Origin of the sequence: Mesoflavibacter sp. CH_XMU1422-2 (genome assembly GCF_037029245.1) — a bacterium.
Taxonomy (GTDB): Bacteria; Bacteroidota; Bacteroidia; order Flavobacteriales; family Flavobacteriaceae; genus Mesoflavibacter; species Mesoflavibacter zeaxanthinifaciens.
Genome location: NZ_JAYMEE010000092.1, coordinates 112,076 through 130,630 on the forward strand (window position 1 = coordinate 112,076; position 18,555 = coordinate 130,630).

Sequence of the window (18,555 nt, forward strand, 5' to 3'; positions counted from 1 at the left end):
TTTATGTTCCAAATAGTTCTAAGAGTTCGTGCAATTCTTTATTGACCTGATGTTGTTTGACCACTTCACTAAAAGGGGTTAAGTGCAATTGATTGTTTAAAATCCCAACCATTACATTATTTTCACTTTGTAAAAGTGATTTTACGGCTTCCACCCCAAGCCTAATACCCAACATCCTATCTAAAGCAGAAGGATTTCCACCTCGCTGTATGTGGCCAAGCTTTGTTATGCGTAAATCGACATTGGGATTGACTTCCTTTATTTTTGATGAAACAAGTTCGGCTCCTATTTCATCCCCTTCAGAAACCACGACAAGAAAAGCATCTTCGCTATCGTAATTTTTAACCTTATCCAATAGATAAATGAGGTCTTTGCCGCTCTCGGGAATTAAAATGGCATCCGCACCTACCATCAATCCAGTATGAATACCTATATAACCAGAATCTCTCCCCATAACTTCCACAATAAACACACGGTTATGGGATTCGGCAGTATCCCTTATTTTATCAATGTTCTCAATGGCTGTGTTTACTGCGGAATCAAAACCAAGGGTATAATCTGTTCCTGAAATATCATTATCTATAGTACCAGGAATGCCGATAAACGGAATGTCGCATATTTCTGAAAAAGTAAGTAGTCCTTTAAATGTGCCATCGCCACCAATGGCAATCAGGGCATCTATTTTGTTTGCATTTAGGGTTTGCAGGGCTTTTTTTCGACCTTCCAGTTCGAGAAAACGTTTGCTTCGTGCGGTCTTTAGAATTGTGCCACCCTTTTGGGTCAGTTTTTGTAATTCGTGTGATTTAAATTGAACCAAGTCACCGTCTATCAATCCTTCATATCCTTTTCGAAAACCACTTACTTTTATACCAGTTGCTTCAGCCGTTTTTGCAATGGCGTACAAGGCTGAATTCATTCCCGGACTATCACCTCCAGAGGTAAATACACCTATATGTTTTATTTTATTTGTGCTCATTTGATATTGTTTTTTGTAATTTTTTATCTGAAACAGAAAAATCTTGAATTGTGTTCCAAACAAATTCTGCTTCTTTCAGAAAGAACTGATGGTCTCCTTCAGATGAAGTAATTATTTGTGCGTTTGTAAATTCCTTTGATAATTTCAAGGCATTTTCTAAAGGTGCAGTAGTGTCTTTTTCTCCGTGAATAAAATGCACATCTTTATCCTTAATTTTCTTTGCTATAGCATATAAATTTGTTTTTAAAATGACTTCTGTAAGCGAATAATAATAGCTCTGCCAATGATGTTTTTTTGCATCTTCATAAACATCATCCGTGAGGTTGTCTGGTTTAAATGCACGCGACATAAAAATGGGATGAATCATACAGATGTATTTAGAGAATTTGCTTGTTGATATCCTATCCACAAAGGAATGTGAGGACATAATTCTCTTAAATTCATCTGCATCCTTGTAAACAGGTATTCCAATAAAAACACCTGCTTTGAACCAATGAGGATGCTTCTGCAATAAAGCCAATGAAATTATAGCTCCCATAGAATGACCGGCAACTATGGTTTTTCCATCATTGAATCCTTCTTTGTTAAGTACCAATTCTAGGGCTTGTAATTGTATTAAAAGCGAATAATCACTTTGTGGCTTTGGCGAATCACCAAAACCCAAAAGGTCTATTAATAGCAAAGTGTGTGTTTTTGAAATGCTTTCTAAATTGCGTTTCCAATAATTCAATGACCCTGTCAAACCGTGCAGCAAAACGAGTTTGTTTTCACCCGCACCTATAATTTCATAATTTAAGAGTGTTTTGTCAGCATCATAAGCTGGGTGCTTAACAATCTTATAATGTTGATATCCTGCTATAGCGACCACAGGAAAAATGAAAAATATGGATATGAGTAGTAATGTCATATTTTTAAAGTTTTATCATTAACCAATATTGGGGTTTTACCATAAAACCTATTAAAAACCATACAAGCTGTGAGGTCACCCGTTACGTTTACAGCAGTCCTGAACATTCCCAACAATCTTTCTACACCAATAATAATGATGATGCCTTCGGCTGGAATACCGACACTTCCCAAAACAGAAGCGAGTATCACCACACCACCTCCGGGAATGGCAGGTGTGCCGATTGAAGCAGCAACGATAGTTACAATGACCACAATAATATTGAGCAAACTCATTTCCAGTCCATAGGCTTGGGCTATAAAAAGGGTTGTTATCGTTTGATAGAGTGCAGTACCATCCATATTGACGGTTGCACCTATGGGAATGATAAAATTGCTAATGGTCTTGTCCACCTTCAATTCTTCTTCGGCTGTTTGAAGGGAAAGTGGCATCACGGCCGCAGAGCTTGTGGTTGAAAAGGCCAATAATTGAACATCCCTTATTTTTTTTAGGAAATGCATAGGGTTTGTTTTTCCAAGAAGCACAATTAGCCCTAAATAGAAAATTACCAAAAGTAATAGACCGAGCAGGACGACGCCAACATAATAGGTGAGACCGGAAAGAGAACTTAAACCAACACTAGAGGTAAGCTGCGCCATAAGTCCGAAAACAGCAATAGGCACTAGAAGCATTGACCATTTTACTACTGTCATACAGACTTCCTGAATGGCACTTAGAAGCAGCTTCACTGGGTGCAGTAAGGCATTTTCAAGTGATAGCACAGCTACACCAATAATGATTGTGAAAATTACAATGCTTAACATTTCACCACTTACCATAGATGCCAACGGGTTTTCGGGAAGTAAGTTTGAGATGGCATCAGGAATCGTTTCAATTCCGAAGGAAAGCTCGGGTTCATCAGTAGAAATTGCCGTAATTTCATTATGCTCTTTTAGTGATTGTTTATGAAGAAAACGACCCGGTCTAAAAATTTGGGATAGTATCGTACCTATGCTAACCGAAACTATTGTTGTGCCTAAAAAATACAGTAAAACACCACCGCCCAGTTTTTTTAGACTATCCTTATCGTTGCTTGCTATTCCTGTGATGATGGAAGCCACAATCAACGGAATCATAATCATTTGAACCAGTTTAAGAAATAGTACACCAGGCAATGCCAGCCAATTCCCCGCGATATCTGCTGTTTCAATAGAAATCCATCCATTTTGTGGGCTCAATAGCAGACCAAATCCAACACCTAAAAACAAGGCAATGATTACCTTAAGCCATAGACGACTTTCTACCAATCTTATGAGGTAGTGGTTAAGTGATTTTAATGATTTTATCTCTGTGTCAAACATTCTGTTGATTATGCTATATTAATTTTATTATCCAGATACACTTCCTGAACAGATTGTAATACTCTCACGCCTTCACCGAAGGGCTTTTGAAATGCTTTTCTTCCCATTATCAAACCAGAGCCACCAGCCCTTTTATTGATAACGGCAGTTGTTATTGCCTCCACCAAATCAGACTTACCTTTAGAGCCACCACCGGAATTAATCAATCCGATTTTTCCCATAAAGCAATTAGCCACCTGCAACCTGCACAGGTCGATGGGATGTTCTGTTGTCAGCGTCTCATACATTTCATCATCATATTTTCCAAAACCGATTTCTTTGAAACCAAAATTATTGGTAGGTAATTTTTGTTTGATGATGTCTGCTTGAATAGTAACACCCAAATGGTTTGCCTGCCCAGTTACATCGGCAGCTGCGTGATAATCTTCCTTGTTGGTTTTAAATGCCTCGTTCCGTGTATAGCACCATAAGATGGTGGCCATTCCCAGATTGTGTGCTTCTTCAAAAGCTTCAGCTATTTCTTTTAGCTGTCTGTTGCTTTCTGCTGAACCAAAATAAATCGTAGCTCCTACGGCAATTGCTCCCATATCCCAGGCATTTTTTACCTTACCAAATAATGTTTGGTCATATTTATTTGGATAGGTAAGTAGCTCGTTATGGTTAATCTTGACGATAAAAGGGATTTTATGGGCATATTTTCGGGCGTTCAATCCCAATACACCAAACGTGGATGCCACACCATTGCAACCAGCTTCCATAGCAAGTTTTATGATGTTCTCTGGGTCAAAATAATCTGGGTTTTTATAGAATGAAAAGGCCGCGCTATGCTCAATACCTTGGTCAACAGGAAGGATACTTAAATAACCAGTTCCTGCCAGATTTCCGTGATTGTATAATTGGGAAAGGCTACGAAGTACCTGTGAATTTCTGTTGCTATTGCCAAATACTTTTTCTAAACTATTTTTGCTTGGCACTTGCAATTCATCCTTTGTTATTTTTTCACAAACGTGTTCTAAATAGAAGTCTGCTTTTTCTCCTAAAAGTTCTACTATATTCTTGTCTGTTTTCATCTTGATAGTATTTAATGGATTCCTAAACTTTCATTTGTTTTGGCTATGGATTTTGTACCATCTGTTTCAATTCCAGTTAATGCCCTAATAGCATCAATTGTTTCCGGGATTACAATAGCTTGATTATCGACCACGTAGGCATAAAAGAGTTCGTCTCCCTGTACCTTCAGCATATCTTCCCATAGGGCTACTTCATACATATCGCCCCAAGGTCTTCCCATATCCAGAAACATTTCCTTAATGGTATTGTTAGAAACCAGACCTTGGTCATATTGAATTAATTTAATACGACTTGAAGTTTTGAAAGCATTTAGCACTTCTTCCTTTGTCGCCTGCTTTTTCAATTTCACATTCCAATAGTGCAGATGGCTCAATGTTTCGGGTACTTTTACCGCTGCGGTGATGACATCCAGTTCTGGGTCAACACTTTTAGCATCCGGACCTTGATGGCTTGGGATATCTTTTTCGGGAACCATCGTATTCATAATACCACCTAAATGACTTTCCCAAGGGTCTGTAGCTCTTCTTAAAAGTGTACCTCTGGCATAATCCAATAAATCGGCTCTTTTTAAAGCGGTCAAGGTTCTTAAAATAGACGTAGTATTACAGGAAACTACTCTTGTCGCATTCAAGTTTAGAGCTGATTTGTAATTATTTTCTGCACTAAAGGAATGCCCTGTGGTTTCGTGTTTTTCGCCACCGTGCAAAATAAATTTTATATTCTGTTCTTTATAAATCGCTACATTTTGAGCAGCAATCTTTTTAGGCGTACAGTCCACAACAAGGTCTGATTTTTTTAAAAGTTCCTGTAAGTTTCCTTTTACTGAAATTCCTTTTGACTCCATATCATTGGCTGCTTTTTCGGTAGCTGCATAAATATCATACTCCTTTCTTACGGCATTTTGAATGCGCCAATCGCTAATGATATCGCATACGCCCGAAAGCTTCATATCGTTTTGTAAGTTGATGGCATCTGCCACCCTTTTTCCAATGACTCCATATCCTATAACTGCTATGTTTTTCATATAAATTGATTTTTATTAATTATGTTTTATTGTTTGTAGTTTCCATTCCCATCGGCATATTACCTTCATCGTCTGTATGTGAAATCATAAAAAGACGTTCGGCAACAAGTATTAGAACAATCCCAATCGCTGCTACGATAAGCACCAATGGATCGTTCAGATATTTTATATAAAGAAAGGCTGCTAATACTGCAATGTCCAATACGATGGCTATTAATGGGATAATAGGCCGAAAATTCACTTCGTTTTTAAGGTGCCGGAACAGCCCCCAATGGATAGCGATATCCATAATAAGATAAAAGATAGCCCCAATGGATGCTATCCTTGTCAAATCGAAAAGAACCGTTAGTAATATAGCCAGGGCAACCGTGAATATAAGTGCAGGATTTTTAAAGTTCCCCATTCTTTTTAAAGATGGGACTTGTTTCATATTGCTCAACATTGCCAATAAACGTGATGCCGAAAACACACTGGCTATAACCCCTGAAACGGTTGCTACAATCGCTATTGCTATGGTAATCCAAGAACCCCATTCCCCAAAAACGGGACGTGCAGCGGCAGCCAAAGCATAATCCTTTGCTTCAATTATTTCAGGAATACTTAAACCTCCCGCAACAGCTAATGCCAAGGCTACATATATCAGTGTGCAGATAAGTATGGAAAACACGATAGACCTACCAAGATTTTTATGCGGGTTTTTAATATCGGCCCCTTGGTTCGTGATTGTTGTAAATCCTTTATAGGCAAGGATTGCCAATGCCAATGCAGCCACAAAGCCAAAGCCCTGTGGTAAAGCTTCGGTATTTTGAGGAATATAGTTTCCTGTAATGTCTGCAAATCCAGAAGCAATTAAACCAGCAATGGCGAGCAATGCAATACCAAAAACTTTGATGACTGCTGTAAAGGTAGCTGTTGCACCTATTACCCTGTTTCCTAATATATTCACGATATATGCGGTTACCAAAAGTAGAATACCAAGAACGGATGCGTACCCAGCAAAACTTTCAGGGAACAACCGAAGCGTATATGCTCCAAAAGTGCCTGCCACCAAACTTTCTGAAACTACCATTGATGCGTACATCAGCAAAGAATAAAACCCAGTTGTTGTTCCAGGCCCATAGGATTTGTTAAGGAATTTGACCACACCTCCAGACGATGGAAAAGCATTTGAAAACTTGACATAGGAATATGAACTGAACCCTACCACAACGGCACCTGCAATAAATGCAATGGGAAATAAATCGCCTACTAACTCAGCTATTTGTCCCATAAGGACAAATATGCCAGCACCAATCATTACTCCAGTACCAAGGGATATGGAACCGATTAAGGAAAGCTTATTATTTTTATCTGTGGTGTTTTTCATCATTTTACTATTTATAACTTTTGTGGTTTTTTCAAATTATTTATTAAGATGATAGACCCTATAACTCCTGCTATGAGTGAAGAAAAAAGAATACTCACTTTTGCGGCATAAATAAATTCTTCGCTTTTAAATGCCAATTCATTGATGAATAACGACATTGTAAACCCTATTCCTCCAAGAAAAGCAACACCGTAAATTTGATTCCAATTAATGGCATCGGGTAATTTTGCCAGTTTTAATGCAACGAATAATCTTGTAAAGAAAACAATACCCAAAAATTTGCCGAAAACCAAGCCTGCACCAATCCCTAAACTAACTGGGCTAAGTAGCACTTGACCCACTTCACCGTGCAAGTGTATGCCCGCATTCGCCAATGCAAAAAGTGGTAGTACCATAAAATTTACGATAGGGCTTAGCGATTTTTCTAACTTTTGGAGAGGAGTTTCGGCTTCTGAACTGGTGGTTTTTATATCTTCTAAAATTTCGAGTTGTTCATCAGAGATTAGTCTTCCTTGTACGGGTTTAATCTTTATAAAACGTGCCTGAAGGTTTCTTAAACGTTTTAGAAATGTTCCTTCATTAATTTTCACTCTTCCTGGTATTGCTACAGCGGTAAGTATACCTGCTATAGTAGGATGGACACCCGAAAAGAAAAAAGCCAGCCATACACCTCCAATACCTATTAATGCATAAAACCAAGTTTTTCTAATACCTATATAATTTCCGATGATTAATACTCCAAAAAACAACAACCCGTGAAAAAGATCCATAGTAGAAATGCCAGAGGTATAGAACAGCGCAATTACCATTACTGCACCCAAGTCATCTACAACCGCAAGAGTTACTAAAAAAACCCGTAAAGCTATGGGCAGACGTTTTCCGAAAAGTGCCAATACACCCAATGAAAAAGCAATGTCCGTAGCCATTGGAACTCCCCAACCTTGAGAAGCTTCTCCAGTAGAATTGAGCAAAAAATAAATAAGGGCGGGAACGACCATACCTCCTATGGCTGCACCAATAGGAAGTATGGCGTTTTGAGGAGTCGATAGTTTCCCACCCAATATTTCACGCTTTAACTCCAAACCGACTTGAAGAAAGAACAAAGCCATTAATCCATCGTTGATCCACAGTAATAAGGGTTCAGCGATTTTAAAGCTTCCCACGGCAAAGGAAATATCCGTTCTCATTAAACTTCGGTATATTTCTTGCCAAGGCGAATTGGCCCATACCATTGCAATGACAACAGTGATGAGAAGCAAAATACCAGTATTGTTTAGTCCCTTTGAAGTGACACTAAATACACTTTGTATTCCATTATATGTTTTCTTCTCTAACATTATTAATTCACGTTATTTACTTCTACTTTTTTTTAAGTATTGTTTATGAATCTTTGGATTTTGGTTTAAAGTTTCTAATAATTAGGCGGTTGCTCTTTTCATAAGTGAAATAACTTACCGCCCAATTAAAACCAACCATCAATCTATTTCTAAATCCGCTTATGGACATCAGGTGTACAATTGACCATAGCAACCAAGCGAAATAGCCAGCAAACTTCATTTTTCCCAAGTCGGCTACTGCTTTACGTTTTCCTACAGTTGCCAAAGAACCCTTGTCTTTATATTCGAAAGGTTTTGGGGACTCGTTCTTAATGATTTTTAATAGTGAATTACCCAACCATTTACCTTGCTGAATAGCTGTCTGGGCTACTTGTGGATGCCCTTTCGGTGTTTCTTTTGAAATTACAGCTGCAATATCGCCAATGGCAAATATATTTTTGTATCCTTCAACCATTAGAAATGAATCAGTTTTTATACGGTTGCCCTTGACCACGTGTTTTTCATCAATACCTTTTGGGAATTGTCCTTTTACGCCAGCCGTCCAGATAAGATTTTTAGCCAAAATGGTGTTACCACTTTTGATAGTGACTTCTTTTCCATCATAATTGCTTACAGCTTCATTTAATAATACCTTTACATTCAAATCTTCTAAATATTTGAGGGTTTTCGATGATGCCTTGTCTGACATCGTGCTTAACAACTCATCAATGGCTTCTATTAAATAAATATTCATAATGGAAGAAGGGTACTCTGGGTAATCTTTGGGAAGGATATATTTGCAAAACTCTGCCAAAGCTCCTGCCATTTCTACGCCTGCTGGACCACCACCTACTATTACAAAATTTGTCAACGCGTCGCGTTCTTCATCATCACAAGTAATAGCTGCCTGTTCCAAATTTTGCAACATCATATGACGGATGTTGAGGGAATCGCGAATATCCTTCATCCCCAAACTATTTTCGGCCACAGAATCCATCCCAAAGAAATTGGTGGTCGTGCCAGTAGCCAACACTAAATAGTCATAAGAAATACTTCCCTTATTGGTCAATATAGTATTTGAATCAGGTTGAATTTCCTCAACTTCAGCCAAACGAAAGAAAACATTTTTATAGCCATTGATTTGTTTTCTGAATGGAAATACAATACTGTCAGGCTCCAGGGCACTCGTTGCCACTTGATACAATAAAGGCTGAAACTGATGGAAGTTATTTTTATCGAGTAAAACCACTTGAACTTCTTTGTGTTTCAGTTTCTCAACCAATGCCAAACCTGCAAACCCACCACCAACGATAACCACACGAGGTAATTTAGTATCGGGGAGACATATCTCATCTGTTATCTTACAAGTGGATTCTAATTTAATGCTATGTGTTTGCTTTTCTTTCATTTTTTATTTCTATCTCTTGCAATCAGTACTGAACATTTGGCATTTGTGGTCAAATATTGGGATACAGAGCCCAATACTAAGCGAGAAAAAGCACCGAGACCCTGAGAGCCTACTACAATTAAATCTGCACCCCAATCTTCTGCTTTTTCATTAATAATACTTTTGGGTAGTCCGCTAACAACGCTTGTGGTTATGGTAAGTGCTTTGTTTTCGGCCTTGATTTTATCGGAAGCCTCTGAAACGATTTTGTTTCCCAATTTTTGAGCGTTACTTTTAATTTCTTCTATGTAATTTCCTATCTTGCCGCCCATAGTATGCAATCCCAGACTGGTTGTTTTAGGAACTTCATAAACATTTATAATATGAATTTCACTATTTGAGGATAAAGTCATTTTCTTAAGCTCGTTAATGGCTACTTTACTAAAATCTGAACCATCTATGGCCAATACAATTTTCATAATTTGAAGGTGTTATTAATTGAGATGTCCTATGCCTTATTCTTGTTTATAAATGTTTGGGCATCTTCTTTCGATATGAAGTAAAAAACACTTCCGCTGTTTTTATCCTGAACAATAATTGCCGAAGCTTTATCTACTTTTGAATCATTAAGAGGGTTTACGCCAAAACGGACATCACCCAGATTTTTCTGTAATTTTTCAACACAATTTTCACAACAACCGTAATAAGTAGTTCCGTTGGCTTCAATAGGTATTTGCGTTACGCCCATAAACCTGTCGTTTACCATACACACTTTGTCGTTTGGGACAATTTCATAGTTTTGGGCAGCAGAATTGTTTTCTTTTATCTTTTTAGAGACTTCGGTATTTGACTGTAGTGCACTTTCAGTAACTTCTTTGTTCTTGTCGGCACAAGATAGAAGCAACATTGAGAGCAATAAAAGCATTACAAGACCTATGGACAATCGATAAATCTTTTCCACTGGGTTTTTACGGACTATGACTTGCATCTTACTGTTTTTTTTATTTAAAGGGATTTGTTTCATTTTATATAGTTTTAAATTAATTACGTGCTTTATTTAAGTGTATAAGTTTTCGCCAATAGATGTGTTCGTACAATCCAGACCAGTACATTCCAAAGGTGAAGGCGAACAATAATTCTTCAAAGGGGATTCCCAGAACCAGAATATGGGTTAGGCTGTCAAGGTTCCAGTACAGCTCAACATATTGCGGATAAAATGGAAGGATACTTCCAAAGTATATGAAGTATAATACCGTAAACAAGATGCCCCCAACCCATATCTTTCTTTTTAAATCTGGGCGACAGTATAATGTTGCTAAACCACCTAGGAACATCGCTATAGTACCACAATAAATATGGTTTAATGATGTAAATAGTGCTAATATTAAAAACACGATTGCTGGTACAAATAAGATGTATATATGCAAGCGATGTCTTCTGTGATTTCGCTCTGTATGTGTTATTTCTTGAAAGGTTTGTTTAAAAATAAGATTATAAAGTACCACACCTATACCACCGATTGCAAAAGAAAAAATGAGACTTTCGATATCAAACCTTGTTTTTTCAGCCAAATCAAAAAGCGAAGGTGGCATCCAATATTCAGGTACAAACAAAGGTTCGGTCAATCCAAAGGGCATAGTAATAAGGCTCATTTTGAGCATCTCTTTTCTTGATTCTTTTCTCAATAGATAGATGATTGCCCAAAGCGCAAGAATTATAAGTGACCATATAAACCAGACGTATTGCATAACTTTATGATTTTCTAGTTTCTAAATAATTAACAGCTTCTTTAACCGATAGTGGATAAGTAGCGTTACCTGTCCGAACATAAAAGGTGGTATTTTCGGTATCGCTAACGTACACAGGTTTTTCAGAAGGTTCAATATCAACTAAACACACATCTTTTTCATTTAAACTATAGAAGGAAATGTGACTACTGAAACAAGCTTCGTGGCCTAATTGTGTAGAAATGATTCTGAAAACCTCGCGCTCATAACCATCCCTGTTTTTGTGTTTAAGGGTCTTGAAATCGTTTTCTAATCCTAAAACATTTCCATCATCATCTATACCAATAATTAATTTTCCACCATTTGCATTCATAAAACCTGTAATGGTTTTAGCGATAACCTTTTCTAGGTCGCGGTTGGTTGCTTTGCGATAATAGTCATAGCGTATGGAAGACTTGAATTCCACCTTTTCATTTTCACCAGCTTGTATCAATGCATCAATATCGCGAACAAGTAATCGTTGTTGTGTGCCGATGAGCTTATTCTTTTGTTTAATCGTTATGAAAAACAGACCTGAGATTATACCCAGAAAACTTCCTAAAAGCATGAGTAGAATACCCATTCCCCGCATATCGAAAGTGAAAGATTCTAAAAAACGAGTTTTTAAAACGTCTTGAAACAAAGGAAATGAAAATGCTGTATTGCTATACTCAAACCAATAGAGGACCATTGTAAAAGGGTGTACCAAGAAATAGAAAATGCCTGCCCAAATCACTATTTGAACAATTATTGTTTTAATATGTTGCGTGGTATAGGTCACTAACTTTTATTTGATATAATTGTGTTCTAGGTTTAATAAGTCTTCACGGTCACCAAACTGCTTATTGAATATTTGACTAAAAGAATAAACCAATGCCAATTGAAAACGGTGCTCATTCTTCCCAAATAAGTTTTGGGTAAAACCTGCATTTTCAGTATAGCGATACTGAAATCCAATATCAAAATTCTGGCCCATTCGATAAAACCCGTTTGTTATAAATATTAATTGGTCTGAATCAGTAGACAGATTGCCCAAAGATTTATATCCACCGCCAATAGAAATTTGATAATGCGGGCGTTCTAGTTTTTGTTTCAAAAATCTAAAGGTGCCAAAGAGAGATGTTGACTGCGTTCTTGTATAGTCGAAATAGTCATTAAGCTCCGTTATTTCGTCCCATCCAAAGTTTTGAATAGCTTGAAATTTAAAATCCACAAAATTTATTGGGTCTGGCTTTAAATTTAGTATTGTACTAAAGAGTAAGTTTTTAACAGAAGAGTCAAAATCATTAGAATAACCTGGTCTGTCGGTAAAATAATTATTGTAGCTCAACCCGATTTGTTGGACTATATTTCTATTCCACCTTTGACTTTCTGGCACTCTATAAATAAACGAAACGCCCATAGAATTCAACCTAAAATCATCGGGCTCTAAACTATCGTAGAAGTTTTCACCGTGTATTGAAACAAAAAAGCGTTGTTTGAATATATGCGTATAATCCAAGACATTGGCATATTGGTCACGTTCTGTATTTACTCCGTCAGAAAAAGGATTAAGCGCGTATACAAATTGTTGTGCATCATCGTCACGTAGGGTTGGAAATTCATTTAAATTGGTCTGTGCGAGTGTTCGTCCCACCTTAAAAATATTGGTTTTATCTTCGAGTCGTATAAAGATATTATTGTAAAAAACTTCACCCAGATTAGAGTTGGCGTCTGGAAATTGAAGACCCAAAACAAATTGTGCTCTCCAGTTGTTATAGAGCTTTTGACTAAGCCCCATTAACAATTGAGTGTCAGAGAAATCCGTAACTGCATTGGACTCTTCGGAATTAAAGTTTAAATTCCCTGAGAAAACCCCTTTGGCTCCAATTTCAAATTCTGGGGTAATCTGTGCGTTTGCAAGCCCGGAAATCAGGATTGCTATATATATAATTTTTTTCATTTTAACTGTTCTTTAAATTATTCGTCAAGAGCGATTTTTGGAAGTTTATCATCTCCAAACATCATTTTGTTCATATTACCCATTTTTTCATTATCCATTTCTTTCATATCTCCCATACCTGCATTTGGATTGTACATTGGGTTTCCTGAATGTTTTGAAATAATCAACTCATCGGCAGGTAAATCTTCATAAACCAAAGCCAGTAAGTTCCCCCCTGGGTATAGACCATTGTTGGTTACTTTACGAGTGTCGTGGTCGTGGAATGTCCAAATACCTCTATTATTACCTTCTATTATGATATCGAAGGTTTTTCCTGGTGTAAGCGGCACCGTATTTCTTTTCCAAGGATGCTCAAGAGGGACTCCATCATCAGCTACCATCCAAAAGTCGTGTCCGTGTAGATGCAGATGATGTGTTTCTGCACCAGCATTGATTAATCTTACCCGAATATTTTCGCCTGACTTTATGAACAAGTATGGTGTTGAAGGGTATGATTTTCCATTTACTGTAAACCAGTTGGCTTGCGGTAGCTCTGCATTAGACCTTCTGTTGGTAACATAAGGTGGCTGATACCCACTCTCCATACTGGCTAGAAACTGTTCTTTGTTATCAAAAACACCCCACTGTTCACTAGTAAACCGACCTTGCTTCATTAAATAACTCCGTTGCTTCATTCTTTCTAACATTCCGTTCATTTCTTCACGGATGTAATTGGTATCGTGAGCCGAATAAACCAAGGTGTATTCTCTTTCATATGGAAACTTTTCTTTTATAGGGTCTTTTGGGTTTTCTACTATTAAACTACCAAACATACCAGCTTGCATATGCATTAGTGTTCCCCAATGGCAATGGTAAAAATGTGTCCCTTCGGGTTCTGCCACAAATTCATAAATAAATTCATTTTTTGGCATTACAGGAAGTTGTGTAACAAAGGGGACACCATCCATACGCCATGGCACAAAAATACCGTGCCAATGAATCGTATGATTTAAATCTGTTTTATTAATGAATTTCACCCTTACTTTATCGCCTGCGTTAACCCTTATTTCTGGACCAGGAATCATATCGTTGAAGGCGAGAGTGTGGTACTTAAAACCTGGTGCTGGCTCGTGTGTATGAAGGTCTATATAAAGTTCAAACTCTTTCCACTCTCCATCCATTTTAAAGGGTAAGGGCTCTACGAGTCTTTTTTTATTCTCATTTTTAGCTTCTTTTGCCAATAGATTGCCAGGGAAAAACAACATTCCTGCTGTTGAAACTGCCCCTGTTGCTAGAAAATCTCTTCTGTCCATAATTTATTTATTTTTTATTTGAGCATTATAAAAAGCCGCAATACAGGCACCTATTAGCCATCCTAAAATGAATATCTGTACTATTCCCAAACCGGCTTCCCATAGTGGCACATCCATCCTGATAATACTTGTGGTATCCAAGCCGTGCAATAGGCTGTTGAAAAATTCGATAGTGGCTTCTCGACCTGCTGTTGACATAACTATCATACAGCCTAAGTAAATTAACGCTCCGGTAAGCCCGAATGCGAATCCTAATTTCTTTACGTTTAATCGATACATAATTTTAAAGTTTTGAGTTAGTTGTCTGATTTTAAAATCTTTTTTGATTCCTCAAATTCTTCCTTGGATATTTCGCCTTTTGCAAAGCGGTTTTTAAGAATATCCAGTGGGCTGTCCTTCTTTGTTTTTTGATAAGGGATATCTGCTGGGATAAAGAATATCCAAGCAAGTAAGATGACCCATATAATCCACCATATTAGGTGCATTCCTCCAAAGTGTCCGTCGTATAAATGCATAGTTTTTAGATTTTAATTGTTATTGATTAAGTTCTGTGATTGTATATCCATTGAGCTCATCGAGTTGCTTTTGCAAGTCGGCAACCGAAAGTGCTTCATTCATCGTGATACGTGTAGCTCCTTTTGGTGCCAGAAAAATTTCTGCCTTTTCGATATTGGGATGTTCTTCCAAAGTCTTTTTTACTCTTGATACACATCCACCGCAGCTGATTCCGCTTATTTGAAATTTTTGTTTCATAACATTTGCTATTAATGATGTTGATGTCCTTTTCTTTTCTCTGTTGAACCATCATCAGACTGCTTTTCATTATGTTCGTGATTATTATGGTTTCCATTGTTGTGTCTGTGTCCTCCGTGGCCGTGAGACCCGTGAGGCATAAACAGGTGAATGGCGAACATAAATAATATGAAGATGAAAAGGGAAGAGCCTCCTCCTATACCAAAAGAAGGTGCTAAAAAGATGAACAGAAGCGGTAAACCACAGCCTATAATCATCCATATCCAGTGATTGTTTTTCATAATCTTTAGTTTTATTACTTTTTTATTTTTTCTTTAAGTGAATACATCTTACTACTTGATTTTTCTTAAGTTCCATTTATTTTCATCGCTTTTTACTGCTATCAGATTATCAGAAATAAATTTAGATGTGATAACAGGTGGTTCTTTGCTTTTAGAGTATTTTGGGGAAATATGTAAAGCCAATTGGGTAAGGTGGTCCAAGACGTTTCCGTTCTCATCGATGACCACTTCAAAATAATGGTAGTTAACAACATCTTTTTTAAAAATATCATTATAGCCTATGGTCTCTTTATGTACTATTAATGCCAAGGCCTTGTTACCTTGAAAGTTTAAGACATTTAGAAACTGTGGTTCGATACTTATGTTTCCTTTTTTGTCAATGAACCCATAATAGAGTATATCATCTTTTTTGTGGGCTATAATACATTTTCCATTACTGAACAGAGGATAGTAGCCCTTGTCGGTTTTGGTCTTTACCAAGTCTTCTCTAAAATCAATGATTATAGAGCCGTTTTCGTCAATAAATGCCCAACTATTTCCTTTCTTTACAGCTGAAAGACCGTCGTGAAAAGGGGACACAAAGTCAATGTTTTCTATGGTTTGTCCAATTCCCAGTATTGGGATAATTAATAATGTGAGGAAGATTGTTTTCATTTTTTATTCATTTTAGTTTGATGAAAATAGCAAATGACATTAGCCTTTATCTGCACAACTTTCGTTCTTATCTACATAATTTCATCGTAATAATTTCGCTTCCAATTTTCTGTGTTTTTATAATCTGTCATACTCATTCCAACCACATCCTTAAATTGTCTGGATAAGTGATTTACACTGCTGTAATCCAATAAGTACCCTATATCAGAGAAGGAATGCTGTTTAAGCTGTATGAGTTCCTTGACTTTTTCAATTTTTAATTTTATAAAGTACTTTTCAATGGTGGTTTTTTCCTTAGATGAGAATAGTTTGCTCAATGCCTTGTAATCTCGGTGAAGGGTTGATGATAAATGTTCTGAGGTCTTAACTTTTAGCGTTAGCGGTAGCTCATCAAGTTGTTCGATTAGAATAATTTTTATTCTTTCAACAAGCATATCTTCTTCACTTTTTACTATCTCAAAACCATTTGCGTGCAGCACTTGGGTAACCTCTTGGTTAATTTGTGCCTTGCTTAGGTCTGGTGCTTCTACTAAAAGCTTTCCTAGCTCTAGGGAAAGGACCGTTATTCCTAGTTCTTGTAGTTCTTGCTTAATTACTTTTAAGCAACGACTACACACCATATTTTTAACCCAAAATTCTTTTGGTTGTGTCATATCTAATAAGGTATTGTTATTGGGCTTTTGCTCAATAGCCAATCCTGTAATTGAATGTTTACAGGGTAATTTGCAAATAAAACTGTAGGGAATAGGGTACAACAGTTTACAGCCAAAGAATAAGCGCTGGCTATAACCAATTGTGCAGTAAAAGGGCTTTTACTGCTATGTAGAAAATCAAATTAAGTAAATCTCGTATAGAGTATGGATGTCCTTGGACAACAAGGGCGGCCTGTAGGCCTCGAAAGGAATTATATTTTTATCTAGCCCTTCAAAAAGGTTAATGTAGGTGTAAATAAATGTTTTTACAAATACTAATTGGTCAGCTTCTAAAACCGTAGTTGATTTTTTGAAGGCGTCATTAGCTTCTTTTAGTATAGTCTGATTGTCGCAACAATCTTTTTCTTGTATAGATGTACATTTTTTAAAAGGATTATTTTCCTTTTGAACCTTGTCCTTGCAAGCTTCAGCTTTGCTGAAGAATGCCATATCCACTAACTTATTACAGCAAAAATGCATATTTACTGTAAAGGAAGAGGTTGATAGCAAAATAAATGCTGCTAAAAAGAAAGACAATATTTTTGTAAAAAACGTTTTCACCTGATAAATTTAAGAAATTTTGTTTAACATTTAAGTAAAATGAGTTTTTATTTCAACATACTCCTTATTAATATTTTACGAGTGTTAAACAAATTCCCATTCATACAAATGTAAATCTAAAGATTAAACAGAAATATGACATTTGTCATATTTCAAATGCAGCAAGATTTATAATTTTGGTAACTTCTAATAGATTTGCAAAAAATTGACTATGAAAAAGATGCTAATATTATTCGTTACTCTCATTGTAGGGCAAACTGTCATTTCTCAAGAGAAGTTGACAGATTTAAAGCTGGAGTATCAGGCAATTTCCCGAGGCAGTTTTGAGAAAATGACATTGACAAAGGATGTTATGTTTTATAGTGACGACAGAGGAAAAAAAACGACGGCTACTGTCAATTTAAGTGAGAAACAATGGGATAAAGTAAATAGATTGGTCAATCAAATTAAGCTTAAAGAACTCCCATACCTAAAAGCTCCTTCAGATAAAAGAAAATATGATGGTGCTGCACATGCAAAACTTAAAGTGTTTGTAAATGATAAAGAATATGAGTCATCTAGTTTTGATCATGGTAATCCTCCTATAGAGATAAAAAGCCTAGTAGAGTATATTATGACCATGAGTAAATCAAAGGATGGTAACTAGTATTTTACTTTTGTAAAAAACTAAATTTATGTTAAACAAAATTAAAATGTAAAAATTTTTGTAGCTTTGCAGAACCAATGAAGAAGGTTTTTTATAAAATAGTATCCTTTTGTATGGCACTTTTAGTGTTTCTATCTACATTGTCTTTCACAATTGAAAGTCATTATTGTGGGGATGTTTTGGTGGATACTTCAATGTTTGGTGCTGTAGATACCTGTGGTATGGAAACACAACAAAAAACTGATTCTTCGGAATGCAGTTTGGCTAAAAAAGATTGTTGCAGTAACGAGCAATTAGTTGTAGATGGTCAGGATAACTTAAAACTTTCTTTTGATAAATTAAATAAAGAGCAACAGAAATTAGTTGCTACATTTATTTACACTTATATAAATCTGTTTGCAGAACAACAAACAGAAAAAATTACTTTCACGGATTATTCTCCGCCTCCCTTGGTCAGGGATGTTCAAGTTTTAGACCAAACTTTCCTTATTTGATTTTTAAGTAATTAGTACTGTAGTCCAACATTAAATTGTATGGACTAAACTGCTTGGTTTTTGTTTTAGACAACAAAATTATAATTA

Annotated in this window: 23 protein-coding genes; 2 read left to right on the top strand and 21 right to left on the bottom strand. The window is 36.5% G+C overall.

Annotated elements, in window-relative coordinates; all coding sequences use genetic code 11:
- Window position 1: 1 nt before the first annotated feature.
- From WA340_RS13475 to WA340_RS13575, 21 genes are all read right to left on the bottom strand, one after another.
- Complete coding sequence (locus WA340_RS13475; RefSeq protein WP_336129454.1) at window positions 2-976, bottom strand: ATP-dependent 6-phosphofructokinase; 975 nt, start codon at window positions 974-976, stop codon at window positions 2-4.
- A complete protein-coding gene (locus WA340_RS13480) occupies window positions 963-1,883 on the bottom strand; it encodes an alpha/beta fold hydrolase (protein ID WP_336129455.1) in 921 nt (306 codons plus the stop codon). The genes WA340_RS13475 and WA340_RS13480 overlap by 14 nt, the downstream gene beginning before the upstream one ends.
- Window positions 1,880-3,223 (bottom strand): dicarboxylate/amino acid:cation symporter, encoded by a 1,344-nt coding sequence (locus tag WA340_RS13485; RefSeq protein ID WP_336129456.1) that lies wholly within the window; start codon window positions 3,221-3,223, stop codon window positions 1,880-1,882. The genes WA340_RS13480 and WA340_RS13485 overlap by 4 nt, the downstream gene beginning before the upstream one ends.
- An 8-nt stretch (window positions 3,224-3,231) precedes the next feature.
- Entirely contained in the window at window positions 3,232-4,293 is a 1,062-nt protein-coding gene (locus WA340_RS13490; RefSeq protein ID WP_336129457.1) for a class I fructose-bisphosphate aldolase, read from the bottom strand.
- 11 nt (window positions 4,294-4,304) lie between these two features.
- Window positions 4,305-5,318, bottom strand: a complete 1,014-nt coding sequence (locus WA340_RS13495) for a type II glyceraldehyde-3-phosphate dehydrogenase (protein WP_336129458.1) — start codon at window positions 5,316-5,318, stop codon at window positions 4,305-4,307.
- A 19-nt stretch (window positions 5,319-5,337) separates the two neighbouring features.
- Window positions 5,338-6,684, bottom strand: coding sequence for an APC family permease (locus WA340_RS13500; protein ID WP_336129459.1), 1,347 nt, complete (start codon window positions 6,682-6,684; stop codon window positions 5,338-5,340).
- 11 nt (window positions 6,685-6,695) lie between these two features.
- Window positions 6,696-8,021 (bottom strand): Na+/H+ antiporter NhaA, encoded by a 1,326-nt coding sequence (gene nhaA, locus WA340_RS13505; RefSeq protein WP_336129460.1) that lies wholly within the window; start codon window positions 8,019-8,021, stop codon window positions 6,696-6,698.
- Between the two features lie 43 nt (window positions 8,022-8,064).
- Window positions 8,065-9,408 carry an NAD(P)/FAD-dependent oxidoreductase gene (locus WA340_RS13510; protein ID WP_336129461.1) on the bottom strand — a complete coding sequence of 448 codons (1,344 nt, stop codon included), beginning with the start codon at window positions 9,406-9,408 and terminating at the stop codon, window positions 8,065-8,067.
- Window positions 9,405-9,866, bottom strand: coding sequence for a universal stress protein (locus WA340_RS13515; protein ID WP_083645375.1), 462 nt, complete (start codon window positions 9,864-9,866; stop codon window positions 9,405-9,407). The genes WA340_RS13510 and WA340_RS13515 overlap by 4 nt, the downstream gene beginning before the upstream one ends.
- A 29-nt stretch (window positions 9,867-9,895) precedes the next feature.
- A complete protein-coding gene (locus tag WA340_RS13520) occupies window positions 9,896-10,411 on the bottom strand; it encodes a hypothetical protein (protein WP_092205785.1) in 516 nt (171 codons plus the stop codon).
- Between the two features lie 16 nt (window positions 10,412-10,427).
- Complete coding sequence (locus WA340_RS13525; RefSeq protein ID WP_336129462.1) at window positions 10,428-11,135, bottom strand: lycopene cyclase domain-containing protein; 708 nt, start codon at window positions 11,133-11,135, stop codon at window positions 10,428-10,430.
- Between the two features lie 4 nt (window positions 11,136-11,139).
- A complete protein-coding gene (locus WA340_RS13530) occupies window positions 11,140-11,844 on the bottom strand; it encodes an AlbA family DNA-binding domain-containing protein (RefSeq protein WP_336129463.1) in 705 nt (234 codons plus the stop codon).
- A gap of 96 nt (window positions 11,845-11,940) precedes the next feature.
- Entirely contained in the window at window positions 11,941-13,095 is a 1,155-nt protein-coding gene (locus WA340_RS13535) for a hypothetical protein (protein WP_336129464.1), read from the bottom strand.
- Window positions 13,096-13,112: 17 nt separating this feature from the next.
- A complete protein-coding gene (locus tag WA340_RS13540; protein ID WP_336129465.1) occupies window positions 13,113-14,387 on the bottom strand; it encodes a multicopper oxidase family protein in 1,275 nt (424 codons plus the stop codon).
- 3 nt (window positions 14,388-14,390) lie between these two features.
- Window positions 14,391-14,666 carry a DUF5676 family membrane protein gene (locus tag WA340_RS13545; protein WP_336129466.1) on the bottom strand — a complete coding sequence of 92 codons (276 nt, stop codon included), beginning with the start codon at window positions 14,664-14,666 and terminating at the stop codon, window positions 14,391-14,393.
- 17 nt (window positions 14,667-14,683) lie between these two features.
- Window positions 14,684-14,902, bottom strand: coding sequence for an SHOCT domain-containing protein (locus WA340_RS13550; protein WP_336129467.1), 219 nt, complete (start codon window positions 14,900-14,902; stop codon window positions 14,684-14,686).
- Between the two features lie 19 nt (window positions 14,903-14,921).
- Window positions 14,922-15,140, bottom strand: coding sequence for a heavy-metal-associated domain-containing protein (locus tag WA340_RS13555; protein WP_336129468.1), 219 nt, complete (start codon window positions 15,138-15,140; stop codon window positions 14,922-14,924).
- Window positions 15,141-15,151: 11 nt separating this feature from the next.
- Window positions 15,152-15,397 (bottom strand): hypothetical protein, encoded by a 246-nt coding sequence (locus WA340_RS13560; RefSeq protein WP_336129469.1) that lies wholly within the window; start codon window positions 15,395-15,397, stop codon window positions 15,152-15,154.
- Between the two features lie 75 nt (window positions 15,398-15,472).
- Entirely contained in the window at window positions 15,473-16,075 is a 603-nt protein-coding gene (locus tag WA340_RS13565) for a WG repeat-containing protein (RefSeq protein ID WP_336129470.1), read from the bottom strand.
- Window positions 16,076-16,146: 71 nt separating this feature from the next.
- Entirely contained in the window at window positions 16,147-16,728 is a 582-nt protein-coding gene (locus WA340_RS13570) for a helix-turn-helix domain-containing protein (protein WP_009778903.1), read from the bottom strand.
- 177 nt (window positions 16,729-16,905) lie between these two features.
- Window positions 16,906-17,328: an HYC_CC_PP family protein gene (locus WA340_RS13575; protein ID WP_442920778.1), complete on the bottom strand. Its 423-nt coding sequence runs from the start codon at window positions 17,326-17,328 to the stop codon at window positions 16,906-16,908.
- Between the two features lie 211 nt (window positions 17,329-17,539).
- On the opposite strand from WA340_RS13575, the gene WA340_RS13580 reads away from it, so the two are divergent.
- Together WA340_RS13580 and WA340_RS13585 are read left to right on the top strand one after the other, a co-directional pair.
- On the top strand, window positions 17,540-17,974 hold the full coding sequence (locus WA340_RS13580) for a hypothetical protein (RefSeq protein ID WP_129759409.1): 435 nt from the start codon (window positions 17,540-17,542) through the stop codon (window positions 17,972-17,974).
- 77 nt (window positions 17,975-18,051) lie between these two features.
- Window positions 18,052-18,468: an HYC_CC_PP family protein gene (locus WA340_RS13585; protein WP_129759408.1), complete on the top strand. Its 417-nt coding sequence runs from the start codon at window positions 18,052-18,054 to the stop codon at window positions 18,466-18,468.
- Window positions 18,469-18,555 lie beyond the last annotated feature (87 nt).